A 23,796-nucleotide genomic window follows, 5' to 3' on the forward strand; every position below is an offset into this window, starting at 1 on the left:
AGTGCGAGACGTTTCCGAATTGATCAAGCCGAACGCGATCGGACAGGTCATCGGTCATCCGGCAGATGATCAATTCTCCGGCCGCCTCCGCATTCCTTACCGGAAATCCGCGGAGCGTGACACCGGAGCCTCTTGGTGATGCTTTTACGAAAGGGGCCCGCGGGGGCAATGAGACGGCTGGGGCGGAGGACGGCCCGGCGGGGCTCATGACTCCCGGAGGCGGGTCGGGCGCGCTGCCGGGTGGGCTAAGGGGCGGGTCGGGTGCGGTGGCGTGGGAACGGCTCGGTAACCTAAGCGCGCTGACACACCCTTAGGGCAGCTTTACGGCCGCCCGTAGGACGGCTTTACGGCCGCCCGCCCCGTCCTGTACCGCCCACGTTCAAGGAGTTGCCGCCGCCGTGAGCCGCAGCCTTCGACGCGGCGCCCTCGCCGCCACCGCCATCGCGTTCTCGCTCGCCTCGCTCTCCGCGTGCGCGGCGGGCAACAACGCACAGACGATGGAGGTCAAGCCGGACAACGCCGCGACCTCCGTCGGCGACATCAAGATCCAGAACGCCATGGTCATCACGCAGCCCGACCAGAAGTCCACGGGCCCGGCCGCGATCTCCGCGACGATCTTCAACGCCGGTGACAAGCCCCAGACCCTGAGGTCCATCGCGGTCGAGGGCGCGGACGAGAAGGCCAAGCTGACGCGCGGCAAGGAAGACAAGGCCTCCAAGCCGAACGGCCCGCTGACCATCCCGGCCGGCGGCTCCCTCGTCATCGGCGGCAAGGACAACGCCTCGGCGGTCCTGTCCGGCGCCGGCGAGGCCGTCAAGCAGGGCAACGCGCAGCCCGTCACGTTCTCCTTCAGCAGGACCGGCGACGTGAAGATGGAAGCGTTCGTCGTGCCCGCCGAGAGCTACTTCAGCAAGTGGGGCCCGAGCGCCCTGCCGCAGGCTCCGGGCGGCAAGCCGTCGAAGCCCGCGAAGCCGGGCCAGTCGGGCGAGCCCTCCACGGGTGCGTCGACGGGCGCCTCCACCGACCCGTCCGGCAAGCCGTCGGACGGCGCGAGTACGGACCCGTCGGGGTCCGCCTCGCACGGTGCGGACACGGGGACCGGCACCGGGACCGGCGCCGAGCACTGATCGACGTACGTACAGCGCACGACACAAGAAGGGCGGGACCCCACCGGGGCCCCGCCCTTCTCCGTACTCGGCCTTTCTCCGTACTCGCCGTGCTGTTTACGGCTCGAACTTGTAACCGAGACCCCGGACCGTGACCAGGTACCTGGGCGCCCCCGGATCCGGCTCGATCTTGGCGCGCAGGCGCTTCACGTGGACGTCGAGGGTCTTGGTGTCGCCCACGTAGTCGGCGCCCCAGACCCGGTCGATGAGCTGCATGCGGGTCAGTACGCGGCCCGCGTTGCGCAGCAGCATCTCCAGGAGGTCGAACTCCTTCAGGGGCAGGTCGACCTTGGAGCCGGAGACCGTGACCACGTGGCGGTCGACGTCCATCCGCACCGGGCCGGCCTCCAGGGCCTGCGGGGCGACCTCCTCGGGCTCGCCGCGGCGGCGCAGCACCGCGCGGATGCGGGCGACCAGCTCGCGCGAGGAGAAGGGCTTGGTGACGTAGTCATCGGCTCCTATCTCCAGGCCGACGACCTTGTCGATCTCGCTGTCCTTGGCGGTGACCATGATCACCGGGACGTTGGAGCGGCTGCGCAGCTGGCGGCAGACCTCGGTGCCGGGCAGGCCGGGCAGCATCAGGTCGAGCAGGACGAGGTCGGCGCCGTTGCGCTCGAATTCGTCGAGTCCGTCCGGGCCGGTTGCCGCGATGGCGACTTCGAAACCCTCCTTACGGAGCATGTAGGACAGGGCGTCGCTGAAGGATTCCTCGTCCTCGACGACGAGCACTCGGGTCACGGAAGGACCTCCGGGGCAGGAATGGGTTCGTACGTGGTGGTCGCGGCGGCGGCGGGGCTCGCGTCGGATGGGGCGGTCTCCCCGTCGGGTCCGCCGCCACGACCGGTTCCGCGGTCGCGGTGTGCGGCCGCCTCGGGCAGCCGCAGGGTGAAGGTGGAGCCCTGACCCTCGGAGCTCCACACGGTGACCTCCCCGCCGTGCGAGGCGGCCACGTGTTTGACGATGGCGAGGCCGAGGCCGGTGCCGCCGGTGGCCCGGGAGCGGGCCGGGTCGACGCGGTAGAAGCGCTCGAAGATGCGTTCCTTGTCCTTGTCGGAGATGCCGATGCCCTGGTCGGTGACCGCGACCTCGATGAGGTCCCCGCCGGGTGCGGTGACCCGGCGGGCGGCTATGCCCACGCGGGTGCGGGCCGGACTGTAGTTCACGGCGTTCTCGACGAGGTTGCCGAGGGCCGCCGCGAGCTGTCCGCGGTTGCCCCAGATCTGGAGCTCGGCGGTGCCTCCGGCGGCCATGGTGATCTGCTTGTGGGAGGCCTGGTGGCGACTGCGGTCGATCGCCTCGGCCACCAGTTCGTCGACGCGGACGGGTTCGGCGTCCTCCAGGGGGTCGTCGTTCTGTACCCGGGAGAGGTCGATGAGTTCCTGCACGAGGTTGGTCAGCCGGGTCGCCTCGATCTGCATGCGGCCGGCGAAGCGCTCGACGGCCTCCGGGTCGTCGGAGGCGTCCATGACGGCTTCGGAGAGCAGCGAAAGCGCCCCCACCGGAGTCTTCAGCTCATGGCTCACGTTCGCGACGAAGTCTCGTCGTACGGCCTCGATGCGGCGGGCCTCGGTCAGGTCCTCCACGAGGAGCAGGACGAGGCGGGAGCCGAGCGGGGCCACGCGCGCGGAGACGGCCAGGGCCTCGCCGCGACCGGTGCCGCGCCGCGGCAGGTCCAGCTCCACCTGGCGTATCTCCCCGTCGCGGCGGGTGTCGCGGGCCATCTGCAGCATGGGCTCGACGGCGAGCTTCCCGCCGCGTACGAGACCGAGCGCGTACGCCGCCGAGCTGGCCTTGACCACGCTGTCGGCCTCGTCGAGGACGACCGCGGAGGAGCGGAGCACGGAGAGCACCGTGTCCACGCCGGGTGGCAGTACGGGATCGGTGTGCAGGGAGGTCCGGGTGGGGCGTTTCTGGTCGCGCTCGCTCCATCGGAACGCCAGCATGGCGATGACACCGGTGCACACCCCGGCGATCGCTGCCGCTGCGGCGACCGCCGCGTTCACGTCCATGCGTCCAGGTTATGCGCCGAGTAAGCGCCGGTCACAGCCGTACGGGTGTCGGCTCGAACAGTCGTCGCCCAGAGTTCACCATGGGGACTGCACCGGTTCACTTACTCCGAGCGGACCGGGGCGGCGCCGGTCGGGGTCGCCGTCCTTCGTCGCCCACAGTTCACCTTGATGACGGTGGCGATTCATTTGGGGTGCCGGAAACGGACGCGTCCGGCCCGCACCGTGGGAGCGTAGGGGCCAGCCCCCTGGCACGTACTAGAGAGGGACAGCCACATGCGGGACGCGTACCACGAGGAACTTGACTCGATCGGCGACAGCCTCGTCGAGATGGCCCGCCTCGTCGGGTCCGCGATCGGGCGCGCCACGACGGCCATGCTCGACGCCGACCTGAAGATGGCCGAGAGCGTGATCGCGGCCGACCAGAAGGTCGACGATCTGCAGCACGACCTGGAGGCACGCGCGATAGCCCTGCTGGCGCGCCAGCAGCCGGTCGCCACGGATCTGCGCATCGTGGTCACCTCGCTGCGCATGAGCGCCGACCTGGAGCGCTCGGGCGACCTCGCCCAGCACGTCGCGAAGCTGGCGAGGCTCCGCTTCCCCGACTCGGCGGTGCCGCGGGACCTGCATGCCACGATCCTGGAGATGGGCCAGCTCGCGCAGCGCCTGATGGCGAAGGCGGCGGAGGTCATCATCACCAAGGACGTCGACCTGGCGCTCCAGCTGGAGCAGGACGACGACGAGATGGACCAGCTGCACCGCACGCTGTTCCAGCACCTCATGGACGACCGCTGGAAGCACGGCATCGAGACGGCCGTCGACGTGACGCTCCTCGGCCGCTACTACGAGCGCTTCGCGGACCACGCGGTATCGGTGGCGAAGCGGGTCGTCTACCTGGTGACGGGCGAACACGCGGACGAGATACAGGCGACGGGGCCGGCGCAGGTGGAGGGCTCGGGCTCCTGAGACTCTCCGCTTCGAGCGCATGTGCCCCGCCCGGGTCGGATTCCGGGCGGGGCACAGCCGTGTTCACTGCCCGTCCAGGCGCAACGGAACGCACCCGGGTGTCAGCCGCAACCGCCCCCGCACTGGCAGCTGCCACCCGACTGGCAGCCACAGCTGCAGCCGGGGCCGCAGCCGCAGGACTTCAGAAGACAGACGGACTGCTCGGGAACGGATTCGCGCGTAGGGGACTCGGCCATGGTCTCCTCCTCGAAGGCGTACCGGCGTACTGCCTGCTGCCATTGCATGCCCACAGGACCGGGGCGCGTCAACGGCGCACGCGCGCGTGGCGGTTGCCCACCTCCGTCCCGGGGCGGGGCCCATGAGTCCCCCTCGAGCCTCCCTCGGGCCCCGAGCCGATTCAGCCTCGGATGAATGCTTTGCTGCCAACTACGGGTGACCGGGCAGCCACGAGGCGCGAATTCGGGTTACACAGGAACGTCCGGGTCTTTGGCTCCTGACGGGAGGGGTGGCCAAGTGGTGCTGTCGATCGACCTCGCGGTTCTGCTGGCTGTCGTCATCGTCGTGCTCCTGCGCAGACGAGTGGCTCCCCGCACGAAGACGGACACGTTCCTTACCATGTCCGTGGTCCTGGTCTTCGGCATCCTGGTGGCCCCGACAGACTTCGGCCAGGGCATCCAGAACGTGGTCACGGACCTGGCCCAGGGGATCTCGGAATCGTCTGCGGGGTCGGGGGCCGGGTCGGGGCACGGTGGGGGCACGGGTACGCGGTGAACGGTGTCAGGCGTGGGTCTCGGGGTCGGTTGTGTCTTCGAGCAGGTCCAGGGCGTGATTGTGGTACCGACGCTCGGCGCCCCGGCACGGGGCGTTGAAGAAGACCCGTTGCGCTTCGCCGAGATCGCAGTTCAGCAGGTCCATGGTCACGGCTACGGCTTCCACTCCGTGGCACCCGCTGTCCTTGAGGAACTGCTGCAGCACGTCGGTGTCGCCACTTCCCTCCCAGACGGGCCTGGCGGCTTCCCGCATGACCGCGACGCGCGCCGCCCGCTCCGCGTCGAAGACCACTGGCCTCACTCCTTTTCAGCCTCCATGGCCAGCAGGCCATCGCCGGCCTACAAGCCGATGGGCAACCCCCGCGCTCGGCCACGCGCTCGGGGCCGCGTCAGGCGTCGAAGTCGTACTCCAAGACGTACGAGGCGGCGTCCAACGTCATCTCGTTGAGTTCGACGGGGTGACCTTCGGCCGTGAATGCCGTGCGGCAGATGAGGACGACCGGGGTGCCCGCCGACATGCTCAAGCACTCCGCCTCGTCCTTCGACGGCATGCGGGAGCGGATCTCTTCGCGGAAGTGGGCCGGCTTGTGGCCGAGTTCGGCGAGCCTGGCGTACGTTCCGCCCTCCCCGGTGTCCTCCTGGGTGATCGCGGATCCGGCGACCAGGGACATGGGCAGGTAACTCGTCGCGAGCAGGACGGGTTTGCCGTCCAGGACGAAACGCCGGCGCCTCACGCACACCGGCTCCTCATCGACCAACTCCAAGACCGTGCCGACGCGGTCGGGTGCGGTCTCCTCGGACACGGTGACCTGGTCCACCTCAAGGGAGCGGTTCTCGATGTCCGCCGACCAGATGGAACGGCCGTTCCCCCACTGCTGCTCGGCCAGTCGCTGAATGCCCCGACGCCGGAGCGGGCGGAAGGTGCGGACGAACACGCCGGCTCCCTTGCGTGCTTCAGCGATGCCCTCGTCCCGAAGGACGCTCAGGGCCTGGCGTGCCGTCATGCGGGCAACGCCGTGCGTGGCCATGAGGTCGTTCTCCCCCGGCAGCCGGTCACCAGGACCGTACTGGCCCGCGTGGATCGCCTCGCGCAGGGTGTCCGCGATCCGCTGGTACTTGGGCCGAGGGGCTTCTCCGGTGTGGGCCATTCCCGCAGTTCTCCTCCCGCTCATCTCTAGACACCTTAGGCCACGGGTTGGGCGTTCGTTCGCTGCGAGTAGCCACTGACCCGATCGACTACCTCCCACCTCTTCTCACGTTTTCGATTGACGTCTCTAGAGATGTTAGTCAAGGGTGAGATGTATAGAGAGGTCGAGATCGGGACCTCGAGACTGAGAGGTGCCGGACGCTGATGACCTACACGATCGACCACGACCCCTGCGAAGAGTCGCCGCGCCTCGGTGCGATGACCTTGCACCCCGTCGCGGAGTCCGCGTCTCGGGCCCGGCGTTGGTTCCGGAAGTTCATCACTCCGTACGAGCCCGCCTGCTCGGTCGACGACTGCGTCCTGCTGATCTCGGAGCTTGTGACCAACGCCGTCGTCCACGGCAGGTCGGACGAGCCCTGGGTCGTCCGGGTGGAGTGGTTCCGCGAGGACGACTCCCTCAGGGTGGAGGTGCACAACCCGGGGCTCCCGGAGAACGTGCGGCTGAGGTGCCCCGACGCCAACGACGCACACGGTCGCGGGCTACTCCTGGTCGACTCCATCTCCGATGCTTGGCACGCCGGCCCCAGCCGCTTCGGCGGAACCGTGGTCTCCTTCCAGATGACCGACGCCTGGCCGTCCTGAACCCGCGCCCGATCTTGCGGACAGCCGCTCAAAGGACGACCCGCACCACACGTAAGCCTCCGACCTACAGACATGGGTCAGCGGCGTCGGGCGGCCCGGGACGACCCAGCTTCTGGGGCTGAGCGATTCAAGCCAGGAGCGCACTCGAAAGGCAGTGGCATCTGTCTTCGATCGCCGATGAAGAGAGGCGACAACGAAGGAGACAAGACTCCTCGATGGTCACTGCGAACAGATCGGCGAAGGCGGTTGACTGAAGAGACGAGAGATCTGGACTCACGTACAGACTCACAAGTTGATTGGATTAGCAGTGCGTGAGAGATTGGGGCGCAAGCACTAGTTGGTTCTAGTTGGCTCTAGATAGCTCGCGAAAGTTCTAGAAGACTCTAGAACGACTGAGGACCCAGACCCGGTGGCACCCGGATCCAGGTCCTCTTGCAGTCAACGAGCCCGGTCGCCTTCAAGCAGGCCGGGCTCGCTGCACGTACAGCTCCCGGTCCCGACCGCCCTCGCGCGTGACTCGCTCATCGAGCGAACTGCATCACGCCGGTAGCGATGGCCACCAGTAGACCCACCCCCGTAAGCCAGACCTGACACCTCTCAGCGCTGGTCCAGCTACGAGGCTCGTCTTTTTTAAGGCTCACCTCTACCGCCTCCCTTCTCCTCCAGCCGACCCGCTTCTCGGGTCGGAGCCTGGGAACTCACGTGCATCTGCATGGAGTTCAGGGGAGGTTCAGGTGAGGTGCGAACAGCATACCGGGCACATTGCTATTCACCGAGGCACGCGAGAAGGCTTGACAGCGGCCCCGAACCCCTCTCACGGCCCAGCGACGGTCCCAGTACATAAACAAGCCCTCTACCCGCGAGAAATCCGCAGGTAGAGGGCTTGATCAGCTCTGCTTACTTCTTCTTGCCCTGGTTCTTGACTGCCTCGATCGCTGCCTTCGCCGCGGCCGGGTCCAGGTACGTGCCGCCCGGGTTCAGGGGCTTGAAGGTGGCGTCGAGTTCGTAGGAGAGCGGGATGCCCGTGGGGATGTTCAGGCCCGCGATGTCCTCGTCCGAGATGCCGTCCAGGTGCTTGACCAGGGCGCGGAGGGAGTTTCCGTGGGCCGCCACCAGGACCGTCTTGCCCGTGAGGAGGTCGGGGACGATGCCGTCGAACCAGTACGGGAGCATGCGGACGACGACGTCCTTGAGGCACTCCGTCTGGGGGCGCAGCTCCGGGGGGAGCGTGGCGTAGCGCGGGTCGGAGAACTGGGAGTACTCCGCGTCGCGGTCCAGCGGCGGGGGCGGGGTGTCGTACGAGCGGCGCCACAGCATGAACTGCTCCTCGCCGAACTCGGCGAGGGTCTGGGCCTTGTCCTTGCCCTGGAGGGCGCCGTAGTGGCGCTCGTTCAGGCGCCAGGAGCGGTGGACCGGGATCCAGTGGCGGTCGGCCGCCTCGAGGGCGAGCTGCGCCGTGCGGATGGCGCGCTTCTGGAGCGACGTGTGGACCACGTCGGGGAGCAGGCCGGCGTCCTTGAGCAGCTCACCGCCGCGGACCGCCTCCTTCTCGCCCTTCTCGTTGAGGTTGACGTCCACCCAGCCGGTGAACAGGTTCTTCGCGTTCCATTCGCTCTCGCCGTGGCGGAGGAGGATCAGCTTGTACGGTGCGTCGGCCATGCCTCTGAGCGTAATCGAACCCCGGGGAGCCTCGCGCGCGTGGGCGCGGACGGGACAGGGGGTGCCATGCGACGGGTGACAGTTGACGGCTGCTGTCAATTGAGTGGCGGTGCGGGATCAGGGGATCGTAATATGCGGGTGCTGTCCGCGCCTCTTACATCTGCCTCTTATGTTTGATGTCGTCCCGGGGGAATCTTCCATGCCGTTCGCCGCCATGAGACGTGCCGTCACGGAGAGCGTGTCGGGGCTCCCACGAGCCTTCTGGTGGTTGTGGACCAGCACGCTCGTCAATCGGCTCGGCGCCTTCGTCGCCACGTTCATGGCCCTGTACCTGACCCTGGAGCGGGGCTACTCCGCCTCGTACGCGGGGCTCGTGGTCGCCCTCCACGGGCTCGGGGGTGTCGTCTCCTCGCTCGGCGCGGGAGTGATGACCGACCGGCTCGGGCGGCGGCCCACGCTGCTGATCGCGCAGGCCTCGACGGCCGTGTCGGTGGCGGTGCTCGGGTTCATGGAGCACCCCGTCGCGATCGCCGGCGTCGCCTGCGCGGTGGGCATGGCGAGCAACGCGTCCCGGCCCGCCGTTCAGGCGATGATGGCGGACATCGTCCGGCCCGAGGACCGGGTGCGGGCCTTCTCGCTGAATTACTGGGCCATCAATCTGGGGTTCGCCATCTCCTCGGCCGGTGCCGGGTTCATCGCCTCGTACAGCTACCGCGCCGGCTTCCTGATCGAGGCCGCCATGACGATGGCCTGCGCGATCGTCGTCTTCGCGAAGCTGCCGGAGTCGCGGCCCGTGCGGACGGCGCTGGAGAAGGCGGCGGAGCCCGATGTGGGCCTCGGGACCGTGGTGCGGGACGGGCGGTTCATGGGCGTGGTCGGGTTGTCCTTCCTCGTCGCGCTGATCTTCCAGCAGGGCTCCGTGGGGCTGCCGATCGCGATGGGTGACGCGGGGTTCACGCCCGCTGACTACGGCGTCGCCATCGCCGTCAACGGCGTCCTGATCGTGGCCCTGCAGGTCCCGGTCACGCGGTTCATCGAACACCGGGACGCGGGGCGGCTGTTGGTGATCTCCTCGGTGCTCGCCGGGTACGGTTTCGGGCTCACCGCTTTCGCCGGGTCGGTCGGGGTCTTCGCGCTGACCGTGTGCGTGTGGACGCTCGCCGAGATCGTCAACGCGCCGACGCAGACGGGGCTGGTCGTACGGCTCTCCCCGGTCCACGGCCGCGGGCGCTACCAGGGCATGTACACGATGTCGTGGTCCGTGGCCGCGCTGGTCGCCCCGCTCATGTCCGGCTTCGTGATCGACCGGTTCGGGGCGGAGTGGCTGTGGGCCGCTTGTGCGGTGATCGGGACGGGGGCGGCCTTCGGGTACTGGGCGTTGATGCGGAAGCTGCCGGAGGAGGAGGCCCCCGGCGGCGCTGAGGTCAGCGTCGCAGAGCCCGTTGCGCCTCGTACAGATTCCGTGGCCGAACCGCGTCCGTAGTGCCGTACAGCTCCAGACGCGCGTGCAGGTCGCCGGTGAAGTCGGGGACGTCGATCTGGTCGAACTCGCGGACCGTGTTGAGACCGACCGTTGCACTGTAGGGCGCGAGTCCGTCGATCTTCATCAGGCCCGCGCGTTCGTTGGTGACGCGGATGTTCCAGTGGGTGAAGCGGGCTCCGAAGAGGGGGCCCGCGCTCGCGTCGCCGCCGTGCCGGCCGTTGTTGTTGATGGTGATGTCCGTCCGTACGTTCGCGAAGGGCATCCCGCGATGGCTGTCGAACGTGCCCATCTCCATACGGCCGCGTGACCAGACGTTGTAGGAGGAGAGGCCTTCGACGTTGATGCCGTGCAGTTGGGTGCCGGGCGGGGCGGGGGTGGTGCGGGCGTCGATCCGGAAGTCCTCGATGAGGTTGTCGTGCGAGCCCTCACGGCAGAAGTACGGGTGGTGGGAGCCGCGGCCGGTCACGCGGGTGCGGCGCAGGGTGCAGGCGGAGGCGGCGACCAGGCCGAAGCCGTTGTCGACGTGGCGTACGACGATGTCGTCGGCCCAACAGTCGTACGCGCACTGGAACGTGACGCCGTTGTAGCCCTTGTCGAGGAGGTGCGGGGACTGCGGGGCCTCGGGCGCTTCGAGGGTGAGGGCCTCGACGCCGGAGCCGGTCAGCGCCGGGACGTGGGTGGTGAGACGGGGGTCCCACTCCGGGCGTACGTCGAGGGGGAGCGGCCGTTCGAAGGTGACCCGGCGCCTGCCGCGGTGGAGCGCGGCGATCCGTACGGGCCACTCGTAGGGGACGTACGAGGTGAGCTTCGTCTTGTCGTCCCAGGTGTACGACTTCGCGCCCGCGCCGTCGCCTGCCATGTGCTCCAAGAGGGTGTGGTCCGGGTCATCCGCGAGGCGGAGGAGGACGAGGTCGCCCTCGCGGAGGCGGGAGGTGTCGGTGACGGTCACCGACCAGGAGCCCCGGCGGGCGGGACGGACGGGGGTGAGGGTCTCCCACTCGTCGCGCTTGTTGCCGGTCCAGCCCTCGAAGGGCCAGCTCTTTGCCTTGATGGCGGTGGTGAGGGACTGCCAACGGGCTTCGGGGCAGAGCCAGATGAGGCCGCCGGCCCAGGACCAGCTGGACTTGTCGCCGCCGTAGCGGGAGCCGTAGGGGCCGATCAGCTCGGTGAGGCTCTTCGTGGCGAGGAGGGTGGTGCGGGTGCTGCCCGCGCCGCGGAGGGTGACGTTGTCGTGGGTGATGCGGATGAGGTCGTCGATCCGGTACGTGCCGGGGTGCAGCACTACGGTGCCGCCGCCCTTCTCGCCCGCCTCGGCGAGGGCGCGGTTGATCGCGGGGGCGGCGTCGGAGTTGCCGTCGGGGTGGGCGCCGTAGTGGCGGACGTCGATGTGGGGTCGGGGGTTCTTCGCCGGGTGGGTCGAGGGTTGCCTTCCCGCGCGGCAGCCTGCCCGGCCGATGTAGGGGATCTGGGGGTGGGTGTAGGGGGTCTTGGTGAACTCTCGCCAGAGGGTGGGGGTTTGGGGCATGCCGGGGGCGGGGGTGGGGGTGGCGTGGGCTGTCCCGGTGGCAGCACTGGTGACGGTGGCTGCCGCGACGCCTATCGCGCCGCCGAGCAGGGTTCGCCTGGTGGGTTCCTTGTGCGCCATGCCCTGCCCGCCGCCTTCCGTCTTCCATGGATGTGAACGGAGTTCATGCTTGCGATGGGCGGGAGCATGGCATAGCGCTGCGCTGGGCGGAAGGGGGTGGACTACGCCGCCGCTTCGCGGCGGATGGCTCCCACCCACCCACCCGTTTGCCCGGCACCGAGTCGTGCGAATAGGGACGCGGGGGGGCATACAGCGGGCGGGCCCAGTCGTCCGCTCGCCGCCTCAGCGGTTCTTGTCGCCGCTCGGCTGGGTCAGGTGCGTGAACGCCTCAAGATTGCGCGTCGACTCGCCCCGAGCGACCCGCCACTCGTACTCCTTGCGGATCGCCGACGCGAAGCCCAGTTCGAGGAGGGTGTTGAAGGAGTCGTCGGAGGCCGAGAGGACCGAGCCGAGGAGGCGGTCGAGTTCCGTCGGGGTGACGGCGGAGAGCGGGAGCTTGCCGGCGAGGTAGATGTCGCCGAGCGAGTCGATCGCGTAACTGACGCCGTAGAGGCGGAGGTTCCGCTCCAAGAGCCAGCGGTGCACCGCCTCGTGGTTCTCGTCCGGGTGGCGGATCACGAAGGCGTTGAGGGAGAGGGAGTGGTTGCCGACCCGCAGTGACAGGGTCGTGGAGAGCTTTCGGGTGCCGGGGAGCTTCACCACGTACGAGCCGGGCTCGACGGTCTCCCACTCGAGCTCGGCGTCGTCCAGGGTCCGCTCGATGATCGCCGCAGTGTCCGCCTGATCAGCCATGGTGCGAGCGTACGTGACGGCGGGACGTGCGGAAGTCGTGCATCGCCGCGGTGTAGACGTCCGCCGTCGAGGACGCCGCCGTGTCCCAGCCGAAGGACTCCGCGTGCCGGGCCGCGGCCTCACCCATGCTGTCCACAAGGTGTGGATGGTCGGCGAAATCGCGCAGCACGCGCGCGTAGTGGGCCGGTTCGTGGTTGGGGATGAGGAATCCGGTCACCCCGTCGCGTACGGCGACGGGCAGCCCGCCGACCGCCGCCGCGAGGACCGGCGTGCCCGCCGCCTGCGCCTCGATGGCGACGAGGCCGAAGGACTCGCTGTACGAGGGCATCACGAGGACGGACGCCGCCCTGAACCAGTCCGCCAGCTGCTCCTGGCCGACCGGCGGCTGGAAGCGGACGACGTCCGCGATCCCCAGCTTCGCGGCCAGTTTCTGCAGCCCCTCCGGCTTGGCGAGGCCACTGCCGCTCGGGCCGCCGACGATGGGGACGACGATGTTCGAACGCAGTGCGGGACGCTCGTCCAGGAGGACGGCGACCGCGCGGAGCAGCAGGTCGGGGGCTTTGAGGGGCTGGATGCGGCCCGCGAAAACCGGGACGAGGGCGTTCTGCGGCAGGCCCAGGCGGTGCCGGGCGGCGGCGCGGCCGTCGGCGGGGCGGAACCGGTCGAGGTTCACGCCGGGGTGGACGACGGCGACCTTGCCGGGCTCGGCTTCGTAGTGGCGTACGAGCTCGTCGGCCTCTTCGGAGGTGTTGGCGATGAGGCGGTCGGCGGCGCGGACGATCTGGGTCTCGCCGATGACGCGGGCGGCGGGTTCGGGGGTGTCGCCCTCGGCCAGCGCCGCGTTCTTGACCTTGGCCATGGTGTGCATGGCGTGGACGAGGGGGACGCCCCAGCGTTCGGCGGCGAGCCAGCCGACGTGGCCGGAGAGCCAGTAGTGGGAGTGGACCAGGTCGTAGTAGCCGGGCCGGTGTCCCGCCCAGGCCTGCATGACGCCGTGCGTGAAGGCGCAGAGCTGGGCCGGCAGCTCTTCCTTGGCGAGTCCTTCGTAGGGGCCCGCGTCCACGTGGCGCACGAGGACGCCGGGCGCGAGTTCCACGGCGGAGGGGAGCCCTCCGGCGGTGGCGCGCGTGAAGATCTCGACCTCGATGTTGATCGCGGCGAGGCGCTTGGCGAGCTCGACGATGTAGACGTTCATGCCGCCCGCGTCGCCCGTACCGGGCTGGTGCAGCGGCGAGGTGTGCACGCTCAGCATCGCCACGCGGCGGGGCCGCCGCTGAGTGCCGGGGATACGGAGCCGTGGGGGTGCCGCCGGGGAGCGACGCCCGAGCCTGGACACGTACTGGCTCACGTGGCGGTCCTCCTTGCGTACGGACATGACTGCGGGCATGACTACGGGGAGGGCGTACGTACCTCCAGAGGGGGAACACCGGAGCCGGCTGCTCCATTTCCGCCTGGCCCCCGCCCGGCTCGTTTTTGCCAAAGCGTTACGCTGCGTCGTCACGCGTGTCTCTCCACCGCTCTCCCGCATACCCTTCCTCCATGGCCCCACGCACCTCCTCCCGCCCCGTGGGAACGGTGACGCGCGGGACCACGAACCCGAACCGGCTGCGCCGCATGGACCGCTGGATCGCCGCCGTCCACGGCCCCGCGCTGCGCCGCGCCGCAGACCCCGTCGCCGTCGACCTGGGCTACGGCGCCTCCCCCTGGACCGCCGTCGAGCTGCTGCTCAGGCTGCGTACCGTCGCCCCACGCGCGCGGGTGGTCGGCATCGAGATCGACCCGGCGCGGGTCGCGGCCGCCGCGCCGTACGAGCGCGAGGGCCTCTCCTTCCTGCACGGCGGCTTCGAGGTCCCGCTGCCGGCGGGAGCGGGGCCGGAACCGGTCCTGATCCGGGCCGCGAACGTCCTGCGGCAGTACGACGAGGAGCAGGTCGCCGCCGTCTGGGAGCGGCTGCGGGCCCGCCTCTCCCCCGGCGGGCTGCTCGTCGAGGGCACCTGCGACGAGATCGGGCGGCGGCACGTGTGGGTCGCGCTCGGGCCCGAGGGGCCGCGCACGGTGACGTTCGCGACGCGGCTCGGCTCCCTGGACCGGCCGTCCGACCTCGCCGAGCGGCTGCCGAAGGCGCTGATCCACCGGAACGTGCCGGGCGAGCCCGTGCACGCGTTCCTGCGGGACTTCGACCGGGCCTGGGCGGCCGCGGCGCCGTACGCCTCGTACGGGGCGCGGCAGCGGTGGATCAGGGCGGTGCGGGACCTGACGGCCGACTGGCCGGTGACCGACGGGACTTCGCGGTGGCGGCAGGGGGAAGTGACGGTGCACTGGGAGGCGTTGGCACCTCGCTCGGGGTGAACCCGCAGGTCTCCCTGAGGCCACCCTGACGTCACCCGGAGATGTTCTGGTGCAGGCGGTGACGGGGAACGATCTTCGCGTGCGGTACGTCACATGGGGCGTAGCGGTACGTCACATGGGCTGTAGCGGTACGTCACATGGGGCGTATGGGGGATCGGAGTTGCTGTCGGGCTCTGTCGGATCGGGCGTCGGCATGGCACCATCCCGGTGGCGACCGTAAGTTACTGACGGTAAATCAGGTACATCGGCTTTGGGGGTGGCGGAGCGTGACTGGCAAGCGATACTCGACAGCGACGGCCGTGGCGCTGATCTGCGCGGCGACGGTGCTGGCCGCACCGGGGACGGCCTTCGCGAGTCCGGCGAAGCCCACCAGTCCTGCGAAGCCCACCGATCCGGCCCCCCGGACGGACGAGTCGCTCGAGCAGGTCCGCAAGGACATCGACAAGCTCTACCACGACGCGGGCGTGGCCACCGACGCGTACAACGCGGCCGAGGAAAAGGCCGACAAGCAGTCCGAGCAGATCGTGAAGCTGGCCAAAGAGATCTCCAAGGGTCAGGCGAAGCTGAAGAAGCTCAAGGCCCGCGCGGGCGCGGCCGCCCGCGCGCAGTACCGCGGCGGTGGCATGCCGGACGAGGCCCAGCTCATGCTCAGCGACAATCCGGGCCGGTTCCTGGACGGCGCCGGGCGCCTGCGGCAGGGCCAGAAGGCCACCAAGGGCATGCTCACCGAGCTGGAGCGCACGCAGGAGGACCTGCGGATATACGCCGAGGACGCCACCGCCCGCTGGAAGAAGCTGGAAGCCAACCGCAAGGCGAAGGCCGCCTCCAAGAAGAAGATCAAGAAGAAGATCTCGGCCGCCGAGAAGCTCGAATCGACGCTGGAGAAGAAGGAGCGGGAGCGGCTGCGCAAGCTGGAGGAGGCGGCCGCTCTCAAGAAGCAGTCGGCGTGGGTGAGTTCGGGCGCCCTGAAGGACGTCAGCGGGAAGGCGTCGCCCCAGGGCAAGAAGGCCATCGAGTTCGCCACCGCCCAGATCGGCAAGCCGTACGTGTGGGGCGCCGAGGGCCCCGGGTCGTACGACTGCTCCGGACTCACCTCGAAGGCCTGGTCGGCCGCCGGTCGCGGCATACCGCGCACCTCGCAGGAGCAGTGGAAGCAGCTGCCCCGCGTCGACGTCAAGAACATGCGCCCCGGCGACCTGATCATCTACCACGCGGACGCGAGCCACGTCGGGATGTATCTGGGTGACGGCGCGATCGTGCACGCGCCGCGGCCCGGCCGGGACGTGACGATCGCGGGTGCGGGATCGATGAAGATCCTCGGGGTCGTACGCCCGGACAAGTAGGCGGACGCGGGAGCGGGGGCGGCATCGGGGGCGGTGGGCCCCGGCCCATGTGACCCAGCGCACCCCGCGCCCGGCCGCTCAACCCTCCCGGCGTGATGTTCGTCATCCCTGGCGGGACCCCGCCGTGCCCAAGTGCGTTCCTGGATGCGGCATATGACGGTGGCCGTTTGCCGCGCGCCATTCCACTGGAGGCACGGCTACCGCTATGGTCCCCGTCGGTGCCGCGTCGACCTGCGTGGCGCCATGCCCTCGGGGGGAGGGAAGGAAGCAAGCGATGCCCGTACCCATACCGCGGCAGAGAGCGATCCCGGCCGCGGAAGGCGGTCAGGCTCATGCGGCGCCCCCGCACGACACGACGGCGCCCGCCCACGCCCCGACAGCGAACACCCACAGCAACACCAGCAGCACCAGCAGCACCAGCAGCACCGCCAACGACAAGAGCAGTGGCAACGGCAGTGGCAACGGCCACAGCAGCGGCTCCAGCCTCAGCCTGCTGGTGATCGAGGACGACCCGGCGGGCTCGCTGAGCGTGCCCCAGCTCCTCGACTCCGCGGGCAAGCCCATCCGTATCCGCACCGCCCGCAACCTCACCGAGGCCGAGCGGCTGCTCACGGACGACGTGCACTGCATCCTGCTGGACCTCGCCCTGCCGGCGCCGGGCACCCAGTCGGCCCCGGGCGCTCAGCCGACCCCGGGCGCCACCGAGGCGGACGACGACGAGCTCGTCGCCCTCAAGCACGTGCTGCGCCTCGCGCCCCGGCACGCCGTCCTCGCCCTCACCGCGAACGACGACTCCGAGCGCGGTGCCGAAGCCGTCCGGGTCGGCGCCCAGGACTACCTCTTCCGGGAGGAGCTGGACGGGCGGCTGCTGAGCCGCGCCATCCGGTACGCGGTGGAGCGCAAGCGCGCCGACGCCGCCCAGCGCCAGCTGACCGAGTCACGCCTGCGCGCCCAGGAGAACGCCCGCCTGGAGCGCGGCCTGCTGCCGACGCCACTGCTGGAGGGCTCACCGCTGCGGTTCGCCGCCCGCTACCGCCCCGGCCGCTCCCGCGCGCTCCTCGGCGGCGACTTCTACGACACCGTGCGCACCCCCGACGGCTCGGTGCACGTCATGATCGGCGACGTCTGCGGCCACGGGCCCGACGAGGCGGCGCTCGGCGTGGAGCTGCGGATCGCCTGGCGCGCGCTGACCTTCGCGGGACTCTGCGGCGACGAGCTGCTGTCCACGCTCCAGAAAGTCCTGGAGCACGAGCGCGAGAACGACGAGATCTTCGCGACGCTCTGCACGGTCGACATCGCCCCGGACGGCCGCCGCGCCGGTCTCTGCCTCGCCGGGCACCCGGCGCCGCTGATCGCGCGCGAGGGACGCCTCGCCGAGCTCCTGCCGTACGAGGACGGGGGCCCGGCGCTCGGGCTCCTGCCGCGCGCCCGCTGGCCGCGCCGCCAGGTGGAGCTCGGCGGCGCATGGAGCCTGATGCTCTACACGGACGGTCTGATCGAGGGCCGGATCGGCGAGGGCAACCAGCGCCTGGGGCAGGACGGCATGGTGGAGATGATCCGCCGCCAGGTCGCCGCGGGGCTGCGGGGCGACGAACTCCTGGAGGCAGCCGTGAACGAGGTCCGCGACCTCAACGGCGGCGACCTCACGGACGACGTGGCGGTGCTGCTCCTGGACCGCTCGCCCGGGGCGCGGTGACGGCACCGCACCCGTCCGGGGAAGTCGTGGGGGCTACCGGCCGCCGTTGTACGGGCCGTACGGGCCGTCGCTGCTGGAGCCGCCGCGGCGGCCACCGCGCCCGCCGCCCGTGATCTGCTGGATCGCCGGGCGCACGTCCACCATGTACACGATGGTGGCGACGAGCCCGATGATCGGCAGGAACGACAGAATCGGGAAGAGCAGGTTCACCACGAAGGCGATGCCGAGGATGATCAGCCAGAACGGCTTGGTCTTCTTGTCCGCCGCGCGATAGGCGTCCTCGCGCCGGACGGCGGCGTCGATGAGGGCGAACCCGCTGAAGACGATCAGGGCCAGCGACAGCAGCCACATGAAGTTCGCGAACCCTTGCATCAGCACAACGTCCACCACCAGTCTCGGCCAGTCACGGCTCATCGATTACGCGGCCACGGTACCCGCTACCCCGTCAACGGGGCGGGCACGCGGAGAGTGCCCGCCCCTCGCGCACGCCGGAAGCGTGTCGCGGCGCTGCTACTTGGCGGGCGGCGGCGTCTTCTTCGCCGTCGTCTTGCGGGCCGGGGCCTTCTTCGCGACGGGCTTCTTCGCGGGGGCGGCGGCCGCGCTCCGGGGCGCGACGACTCCGGCCGGCTTGGGCGCGGCGCCCTGCGCCGCCACGGGCTCCGCCTCGTCGTCGGGCTCGACCGTCTCGGCCAGGTCGAGGATCTCCTCGGCGGCCTCGCCGCGCCAGGACTTCACGGCCTGCTCGCCGTGCTCGGCGACCTCGTCGTACTTCTCACGCGCCTTGACCGCGAGCTCGGCGGCCACGCCGACACCGCGCAACGCGATGTCCTGCGCGGTCTCCTGAAGCTTCTTCAGGTCGGTGTCGAGCGTGCCGAGCACCTCGGTGACCTTGGCCTGGAGGGTCTCCTGCGCCTCCTTGGCGCGGGCGGCGGCCTTGTCCTGGACGGTCTTGGGGTCGGTGTTGCGCACCGCGTCGATGCGCGAAGGAGCCTCGGCGATCAGCTGCTCGACGAGACCGGGAACCTTCTTCGCCTGCTGGAGGGCGAGGTCCGCGGACCCGGCGACGAAGTACGCGGGGGTGGGATTGCTGAGGGTCTTGCGCAGGTCATCGGTGATGGCCATGACGATGGTCCTCCCGGATTCGCGTCGGCTTGTCAGCTTGAGGGTGTCTGCTTCGGGTCGGCATCACTGCCGTCAGCATCACTGCCGTCGGCGTCGTACGGCGTCGCATCGAAGCCGTTCTCCTTGCGGAACGACTCGTAGATCTGCAAGAGCACCTGCTTCTGGCGCTCGTTGAGGGACGGGTCGGCGAGGATGACGGCGCGCGTCTCCAGCTCGTCCCGCTCCTTCTCGTCGAGGATCCCGGCGCGCACGTACAGCGTCTCGGCGGAGATCCGCAGGGCCTTGGCGACCTGCTGCAGAACCTCCGCGCTCGGCTTGCGCAGGCCGCGCTCGATCTGGCTCAGATACGGATTGGACACCCCGGCGGCGTCGGCGAGCTGCCGCAACGACAGCTGCGCGGTGCGCCGCTGCTCGCGCAGGTACTCGCCGAGATTGCCGACGTTGAGTGATGCCATGCCCCGATGGTGCAGCACCCTTGCTAACTTTTGCAAGCACCCGCTTGCAATAGTGCACCACATCACGCCACACCACGCAGGGCGCCCTGTGCCGAGTGTGATCGGGTCCCGGTCGTTCTGCGGAGTGCGACCTCTTGCGGGTTGCCCTAGGGACATCGCGCGGCGAAAACTCTCCCTGCTCGGCCTGTCAGCCTTCGCGTACAGTGCGCAGGCAGCGTCCGGGGACACTCGCGTACACGGTGGAAAACGAGGTCGGCATTCCAATGCAGGTAGCGGCCGTGCATCCCGATATGCCGGAAAGCACCCGCCTGGCCGCCTACAGCACAGTCTCCACGTCCCTCGCCCTGCAAAGTGATCGCCGGCTGGGCGCGCTCGTTGACGCCGCCATACCCCTTGGCTCCGGTATCGGCGGAAGGTCTGCGCTGCTGAAGGTTGATGGGAAGCCGGTCTTCGTGAAGCGGGTGCCGCTCACGGATATGGAGCGGCTGCCGGAGCACGCACGGTCCACGGCCAACCTGTTCGGGATTCCCACCTTCTGCCAGTACGGCGTCGGTGGTGGGCCTGGTTTCGGGGCATGGCGGGAGCTCGCCGTTCACACCATGACGACGAACTGGGTGCTCGGAGGGCAGTACCAAGGGTTCCCGATGATGTACCACTGGCGCGTACTGCCGGACACGGCCGCGCTTCCCGAGGAACTCGCGGACGTGGATCGGGTCGTGGCCTATTGGGGAGGCAGCCCGGAGGTGCGCCGTCGTATCGAGGCCCTTCAGCAGTCCTCTGCGAGCCTCGCGCTGTTCCTGGAGTACATCCCTCAGACGCTCGACGAGTGGCTCACCGAGCAGGTACAGGCTGGTGAAGAGTCTGCCGACCAGGCTTTTTCCCTGGTGGAGGGCGAGTTGGAGACCGGCACGTCCTTCATGAACGCTCGCGGGCTTCTGCACTTCGACGCCCATTTTCAGAACATCCTGGTCGACGGCCGACGCCTTTACTTCGCCGACTACGGCCTCGCCATATCCTCCCGATTCGATCTGTCACCGTCCGAGACCAGCTTCTTCGAACTGCACAGGACCTACGACCGCTGCTACACACGCAGCTGGCTCGTGAACAGGCTGATCACGAAGCTGTACGGATACGAGCGGAAAGAACGCGAGGCACTTATCCGCGCATGCGCGGAAGGAGAGGACCCGCCGGACGGACCGCAAAAGGCCAGGGCGATCCTCTCCCGCCATGCACCGCTCGCCGCAGTGATGACGGACTTCTACGTCAAGATCCAGGACGAGAACAGGGAAACCCCGTACCCGCTGGAGGCGCTCCGCCGGGCCCTCCATGCGTACAGGTCACGTCCCACGTGAGATTCTCCGGTCGATCACCTGGATAAAGGGTTTGGTCCCGTTCTTCCTTCTCGGTCCCGCTGCTTCTGCACAGTGGTTCCTATAGCGGGAACGATCAGCTGGCCGCCCCGATCAATACCGGTGGGACCGTCGCGGCCTTCTTGGTCGCCGGCGCGGGCATCGTCTACAAGCGGCGGTGAACGCTGCGCGCCGGGCGGGGACACCAGTCGACCGCACACCATCGGCGGACCGGCATCACCATGGAGCGTGTCCGTGCAATCGCCGAAGCCGTCCTCCACCCCACCGGCAACGAATCCAAGTGACGTCGAACAGGCTGTTGACCTAACGTTCCGCCCATGACCACCCCAGACGTCGGCGCTGACGACGAGGCCGGCGTGACCATCCGCTGCCGGGACAACGCGTCCGTCGGCGTGACGTTCTGCGACCGGTTCAGCTTCGACGCAGACTCGGTGCACTATGCCGTTGAGCTGCGGGCCCCCGGTCTGACCGCTCGCGTCGACGAGGTCGTCGCCTGGATCTGGGACAGCGACCTCACCACGTTCCTGGAAGAGCTTGCCTCCGACTACCGGGGGTGGGAGGGCGAACGGAGCTGGCAGACCGACGACCAAGAGCTGACGGTGTCGGCGGTCTTCCGGTCCGGCGGCCACGTCGGGCTGACCTGGGCCTTGCGGCCATGGCCTCAGGCCGCAGGCGGCTGGGGCGCCTCGGTGACCACCTGGCTGGAGGCCGGCGAGCAGCTGACTTCCCTGGCGGCCGACGTCCGGGCCTTCCTCGCCGTGGAGCACCGGTGACTTCCGGCATGCGCATCGCCGTGACGGGGGCGGCCGGCAGTTTGGGACGGCGGGTGGTGCGGTTGCTCGCGGGCCGGGCCGACGTGGACGTCGTAGCGATGACCAGGCGGAAGCCGCCCGCCGATGCGGTACCGCCGGGGGTGGAGGTCGCCGTCGCCGACTACGCCGATCCGCCCGCTCTGCGTGCGGCTCTGAAGGGTGTGGACGTTCTGGTCTTCATCTCCAGTGACGGGCCCGACGCGCGGGTGCTGCTGCACCACCGCAACATCGTCGCCGCTGCGGCGGCCGAGCGCGTCGGCCATGTCGCGGCGCTGAGCAGCGTTGACGCCGACATGGCGTCCCCGTTCTGCTACGCCGTGGTCAACCGGCTCACCGAAGATCTGCTTCTGGCCTCCGGCGTCCCGTGCTCGTTCGCCAGGGCTTCGCTGTACATCGAGTTCTTCCGGTCCTGGCTCACCGAGGCCCGAGCGACCGGGCTGCTCAGGCTGCCGGCAGCGGATGGCCGGGTCTCCCTGGTGGCGCGCGACGACGTGGCGCGCGCCCTCGCCGCACTCGCGGTGGGTGAGCCGACCGGCCGGCACCATGACATCACGGGACCCGAGTCGGTGAACCTGGCAGGCATCGCCTCGATCACGACGGAAGCCTGGGAGACACCTGTCTCCTACGTGGACATCCCGTCTGACACGTACTGCGCCGAGACTGCGGCGGCCGGGCTGGATCCCTGGTGGACCTACGCCTTCGCGTCCATGTTCGCCTCGGTGCGCGAGCAGCGCTGGGATCGAGTCCGAAACGACTACACCCAGCTGACCGGCCGCTCCCCCATCGCTCTCCGCGACGCCCTGTCGGCACACGGGTGAGAGAGCCGGCCATCGCCCGGCAAGCCCTCGAGCCCTTGGGCCCTAGCTGCCCGTGGCGCTAAATCGGTCGACATGCAGAGCCGCGGCGCATTGTGATGACCCGTACCGTCCGCCGTACGGAGCGGGCCGACCCGCAGGAGCTGTTTTGGCAACCGCGAGAACCGCGGACGTACGACCCGAGATCGATGCCGTGCTCGTCAGGCGCCTGGTCGACAGCCAGTTTCCTCGATGGGCGGAGCTGCCTCTGAAGCTGGTCGACCCGGCCGGGTCCGACCATGTCATCTACCGGCTGGGTGAGGAGCTGGCCGTTCGGCTGCCCCGGCATGCCGGGGCCGTGGGTCAGGCCAGGAAGGAGTTCGAGTGGCTGCCCCGGCTCGCCCCGCACCTCCCGCTGGCCATTCCGGTGCCGGTGGGGGTGGGGGAACCCGACTTCGGCTATCCGTGGCCTTGGGCGGTGGCCCGATGGCTTGAAGGCGACGTGGCGACCGTCGACGTACTGGCCGACTCCACCAGGACCGCCGTCGAGCTGGCGCGCTTCCTGGCCGCTCTGCAGCGGTTCGCGCCCGAGGGCGGGGCCAAAGCCGGGTGCGAGTGTCTCTCCAGTTGGTCGTTGTCCGAACGGGATCGTGCGACGCGGGTCGCCATCGCGGAGGCCGGTGACGTCTTCGATGCCGTGGCGATGACCGAGTTGTGGGATGCCGCCATGAGCGCCCCTGGATGGGACGGCCCTCCGGTGTGGTTCCACGGCGACTTCCACACGGGCAACCTGCTGACCCTGCACGGCCGCCTCAGCGCCGTCATCGACTTCGGCGGGCTCGGCATCGGGGACCCTGCCTGCGACCTGATGATCGCCTTCACCCTGATGACTGCCGGGAGCCGGGCCGCCTTCCGGGACGCGCTCGGCGTGGACGACGCCACCTGGCTGCGAGGCCGCGGCTGGGCCCTGGCCACCGGCCTGAACGCCTACACCTCCTACGCCGCCGTCAACCCTCGGGTCGCCGCGCAGACCACCCGGCAGATCACCGAGGCGCTCATCGGCTGACTGGGGCGGCGGTGGCGTCCCCGCCCTTGCCCCTGTCCCCGCCCTTGCCCCTGTCCCCGCCGTCGCCCTCCCGCAGAGAGCGGATCATGCTCTGCAGGATGCGGAACGCGCCCGACCGCTCGGCCTCTGTCATGCCGGTCAGCATTCTGACCTCGACGGACCGGACCGCCGCCGACGCCTTCTCCAGGCTCCGGCGGCCTCGAGGCGTGAGCCGTGCGGGGAGGGCCTTCCCGACGGGGGCCTCCGCGGGTCTGGTCACGTAACCCTCTCGCTCCAGGTTCTGGAGCAGTACGTTCATCGACTGCCGGGTCACGAACGCGCCGCGTGCGAGCTCGGAGTTCGACAAGCCCGGCCGCTGGGCCAGCAGTTCGAGGCAGGAGTAGTGCGTCACGGTCATCCCGAGCGGCCGCAGCACCTCCTCCATGGCCGAGCGGAGGACGCTCGACGCCTCTTTCAGCAGGTAGCCCAGTGACGTCTCCAGGTCGACACCGGCAGCAGTACCGACACCGTCTTGTTTCATGTCAGCATTCTGACATAGGTTGCTCCGTGTCAGAAAGCTGACATGAAAAGAAG

General features: G+C 69.5%; 24 protein-coding genes. 12 read left to right on the forward strand and 12 right to left on the reverse strand.

What is annotated here, in order from left to right; genetic code table 11:
- Window positions 1-398: 398 nt before the first annotated feature.
- On the forward strand, window positions 399-1,127 hold the full coding sequence (locus tag ACZ7LU_RS39050; RefSeq protein ID WP_471919554.1) for a copper chaperone PCu(A)C domain-containing protein: 729 nt from the start codon (window positions 399-401) through the stop codon (window positions 1,125-1,127).
- A 96-nt stretch (window positions 1,128-1,223) separates the two neighbouring features.
- Here ACZ7LU_RS39050 and phoP read toward each other — a convergent pair whose 3' ends face one another.
- Both phoP and phoR read right to left on the reverse strand, forming a co-directional pair.
- Complete coding sequence (phoP, locus tag ACZ7LU_RS39055) at window positions 1,224-1,904, reverse strand: two-component system response regulator PhoP (protein WP_030362171.1); 681 nt, start codon at window positions 1,902-1,904, stop codon at window positions 1,224-1,226.
- Entirely contained in the window at window positions 1,901-3,175 is a 1,275-nt protein-coding gene (phoR, locus tag ACZ7LU_RS39060; RefSeq protein WP_471919555.1) for a two-component system sensor histidine kinase PhoR, read from the reverse strand. Before phoR ends, phoP begins: the two co-directional genes overlap by 4 nt.
- Before the next feature lie 273 nt (window positions 3,176-3,448).
- On the opposite strand from phoR, the gene phoU reads away from it, so the two are divergent.
- Window positions 3,449-4,138, forward strand: a complete 690-nt coding sequence (gene phoU, locus ACZ7LU_RS39065; RefSeq protein ID WP_471919556.1) for a phosphate signaling complex protein PhoU — start codon at window positions 3,449-3,451, stop codon at window positions 4,136-4,138.
- Between the two features lie 513 nt (window positions 4,139-4,651).
- The gene (locus tag ACZ7LU_RS39070) at window positions 4,652-4,909 is read left to right on the forward strand and encodes a hypothetical protein (RefSeq protein ID WP_470975258.1); all 258 of its coding nucleotides are present in this window, start codon (window positions 4,652-4,654) and stop codon (window positions 4,907-4,909) included.
- A gap of 6 nt (window positions 4,910-4,915) precedes the next feature.
- Here ACZ7LU_RS39070 and ACZ7LU_RS39075 read toward each other — a convergent pair whose 3' ends face one another.
- Together ACZ7LU_RS39075 and ACZ7LU_RS39080 are read right to left on the reverse strand one after the other, a co-directional pair.
- Complete coding sequence (locus ACZ7LU_RS39075) at window positions 4,916-5,200, reverse strand: hypothetical protein (RefSeq protein WP_471919557.1); 285 nt, start codon at window positions 5,198-5,200, stop codon at window positions 4,916-4,918.
- 97 nt (window positions 5,201-5,297) lie between these two features.
- Complete coding sequence (locus tag ACZ7LU_RS39080) at window positions 5,298-6,056, reverse strand: GntR family transcriptional regulator (protein WP_471919558.1); 759 nt, start codon at window positions 6,054-6,056, stop codon at window positions 5,298-5,300.
- A 203-nt stretch (window positions 6,057-6,259) separates the two neighbouring features.
- On the opposite strand from ACZ7LU_RS39080, the gene ACZ7LU_RS39085 reads away from it, so the two are divergent.
- The gene (locus ACZ7LU_RS39085; protein ID WP_471919559.1) at window positions 6,260-6,697 is read left to right on the forward strand and encodes an ATP-binding protein; all 438 of its coding nucleotides are present in this window, start codon (window positions 6,260-6,262) and stop codon (window positions 6,695-6,697) included.
- Window positions 6,698-7,594: 897 nt separating this feature from the next.
- On the opposite strand, the gene ACZ7LU_RS39090 is transcribed toward ACZ7LU_RS39085, so the two are convergent.
- Complete coding sequence (locus ACZ7LU_RS39090; RefSeq protein WP_398302842.1) at window positions 7,595-8,356, reverse strand: phosphoglyceromutase; 762 nt, start codon at window positions 8,354-8,356, stop codon at window positions 7,595-7,597.
- Between the two features lie 199 nt (window positions 8,357-8,555).
- Here ACZ7LU_RS39090 and ACZ7LU_RS39095 point away from each other — a divergent pair, with 199 nt between their 5' ends.
- Window positions 8,556-9,839 carry an MDR family MFS transporter gene (locus ACZ7LU_RS39095; protein ID WP_471919560.1) on the forward strand — a complete coding sequence of 428 codons (1,284 nt, stop codon included), beginning with the start codon at window positions 8,556-8,558 and terminating at the stop codon, window positions 9,837-9,839.
- On the opposite strand, the gene ACZ7LU_RS39100 is transcribed toward ACZ7LU_RS39095, so the two are convergent.
- The 3 genes from ACZ7LU_RS39100 to mshA form a co-directional block, all read right to left on the reverse strand.
- Window positions 9,781-11,484, reverse strand: coding sequence for a glycosyl hydrolase family 28-related protein (locus ACZ7LU_RS39100; protein WP_471919561.1), 1,704 nt, complete (start codon window positions 11,482-11,484; stop codon window positions 9,781-9,783). The genes ACZ7LU_RS39095 and ACZ7LU_RS39100 overlap by 59 nt on opposite strands.
- Before the next feature lie 222 nt (window positions 11,485-11,706).
- Window positions 11,707-12,216, reverse strand: coding sequence for a type III secretion system chaperone family protein (locus tag ACZ7LU_RS39105; RefSeq protein WP_470975277.1), 510 nt, complete (start codon window positions 12,214-12,216; stop codon window positions 11,707-11,709).
- Window positions 12,209-13,564, reverse strand: coding sequence for a D-inositol-3-phosphate glycosyltransferase (mshA, locus tag ACZ7LU_RS39110; RefSeq protein WP_398302835.1), 1,356 nt, complete (start codon window positions 13,562-13,564; stop codon window positions 12,209-12,211). The genes ACZ7LU_RS39105 and mshA overlap by 8 nt, the downstream gene beginning before the upstream one ends.
- 191 nt (window positions 13,565-13,755) lie before the next feature.
- Between mshA and ACZ7LU_RS39115 the strand changes: the two genes are divergently transcribed.
- From ACZ7LU_RS39115 to ACZ7LU_RS39125, 3 genes are all read left to right on the forward strand, one after another.
- On the forward strand, window positions 13,756-14,565 hold the full coding sequence (locus tag ACZ7LU_RS39115; RefSeq protein WP_471919562.1) for a class I SAM-dependent methyltransferase: 810 nt from the start codon (window positions 13,756-13,758) through the stop codon (window positions 14,563-14,565).
- A 266-nt stretch (window positions 14,566-14,831) separates the two neighbouring features.
- A complete protein-coding gene (locus ACZ7LU_RS39120) occupies window positions 14,832-15,908 on the forward strand; it encodes a C40 family peptidase (protein ID WP_471919563.1) in 1,077 nt (358 codons plus the stop codon).
- A 274-nt stretch (window positions 15,909-16,182) separates the two neighbouring features.
- Window positions 16,183-17,604, forward strand: a complete 1,422-nt coding sequence (locus tag ACZ7LU_RS39125; protein WP_471919564.1) for a PP2C family protein-serine/threonine phosphatase — start codon at window positions 16,183-16,185, stop codon at window positions 17,602-17,604.
- 33 nt (window positions 17,605-17,637) lie between these two features.
- Here ACZ7LU_RS39125 and ACZ7LU_RS39130 read toward each other — a convergent pair whose 3' ends face one another.
- From ACZ7LU_RS39130 to ACZ7LU_RS39140, 3 genes are all read right to left on the reverse strand, one after another.
- Window positions 17,638-17,976 carry a DUF2516 family protein gene (locus ACZ7LU_RS39130; RefSeq protein WP_361721631.1) on the reverse strand — a complete coding sequence of 113 codons (339 nt, stop codon included), beginning with the start codon at window positions 17,974-17,976 and terminating at the stop codon, window positions 17,638-17,640.
- Between the two features lie 138 nt (window positions 17,977-18,114).
- Window positions 18,115-18,726 carry a hypothetical protein gene (locus tag ACZ7LU_RS39135; RefSeq protein WP_471919565.1) on the reverse strand — a complete coding sequence of 204 codons (612 nt, stop codon included), beginning with the start codon at window positions 18,724-18,726 and terminating at the stop codon, window positions 18,115-18,117.
- A gap of 32 nt (window positions 18,727-18,758) precedes the next feature.
- Complete coding sequence (locus ACZ7LU_RS39140) at window positions 18,759-19,181, reverse strand: helix-turn-helix domain-containing protein (protein ID WP_468086804.1); 423 nt, start codon at window positions 19,179-19,181, stop codon at window positions 18,759-18,761.
- A gap of 290 nt (window positions 19,182-19,471) precedes the next feature.
- Here ACZ7LU_RS39140 and ACZ7LU_RS39145 point away from each other — a divergent pair, with 290 nt between their 5' ends.
- From ACZ7LU_RS39145 to ACZ7LU_RS39160, 4 genes are all read left to right on the forward strand, one after another.
- On the forward strand, window positions 19,472-20,533 hold the full coding sequence (locus tag ACZ7LU_RS39145) for a protein kinase family protein (RefSeq protein ID WP_471919618.1): 1,062 nt from the start codon (window positions 19,472-19,474) through the stop codon (window positions 20,531-20,533).
- 335 nt (window positions 20,534-20,868) lie between these two features.
- Window positions 20,869-21,324: a DUF6228 family protein gene (locus ACZ7LU_RS39150; protein ID WP_471149862.1), complete on the forward strand. Its 456-nt coding sequence runs from the start codon at window positions 20,869-20,871 to the stop codon at window positions 21,322-21,324.
- The gene (locus ACZ7LU_RS39155) at window positions 21,321-22,181 is read left to right on the forward strand and encodes an NAD(P)H-binding protein (protein WP_471919566.1); all 861 of its coding nucleotides are present in this window, start codon (window positions 21,321-21,323) and stop codon (window positions 22,179-22,181) included. The genes ACZ7LU_RS39150 and ACZ7LU_RS39155 overlap by 4 nt, the downstream gene beginning before the upstream one ends.
- A gap of 145 nt (window positions 22,182-22,326) precedes the next feature.
- On the forward strand, window positions 22,327-23,223 hold the full coding sequence (locus ACZ7LU_RS39160) for an aminoglycoside phosphotransferase family protein (protein WP_471919567.1): 897 nt from the start codon (window positions 22,327-22,329) through the stop codon (window positions 23,221-23,223).
- Here ACZ7LU_RS39160 and ACZ7LU_RS39165 read toward each other — a convergent pair.
- Entirely contained in the window at window positions 23,213-23,743 is a 531-nt protein-coding gene (locus ACZ7LU_RS39165; RefSeq protein WP_471919568.1) for a MarR family winged helix-turn-helix transcriptional regulator, read from the reverse strand. The genes ACZ7LU_RS39160 and ACZ7LU_RS39165 overlap by 11 nt on opposite strands.
- Between the last annotated feature and the right edge of the window lie 53 nt (window positions 23,744-23,796).

The sequence above is a fragment of the Streptomyces sp. NPDC039462 genome, assembly GCF_055639375.1.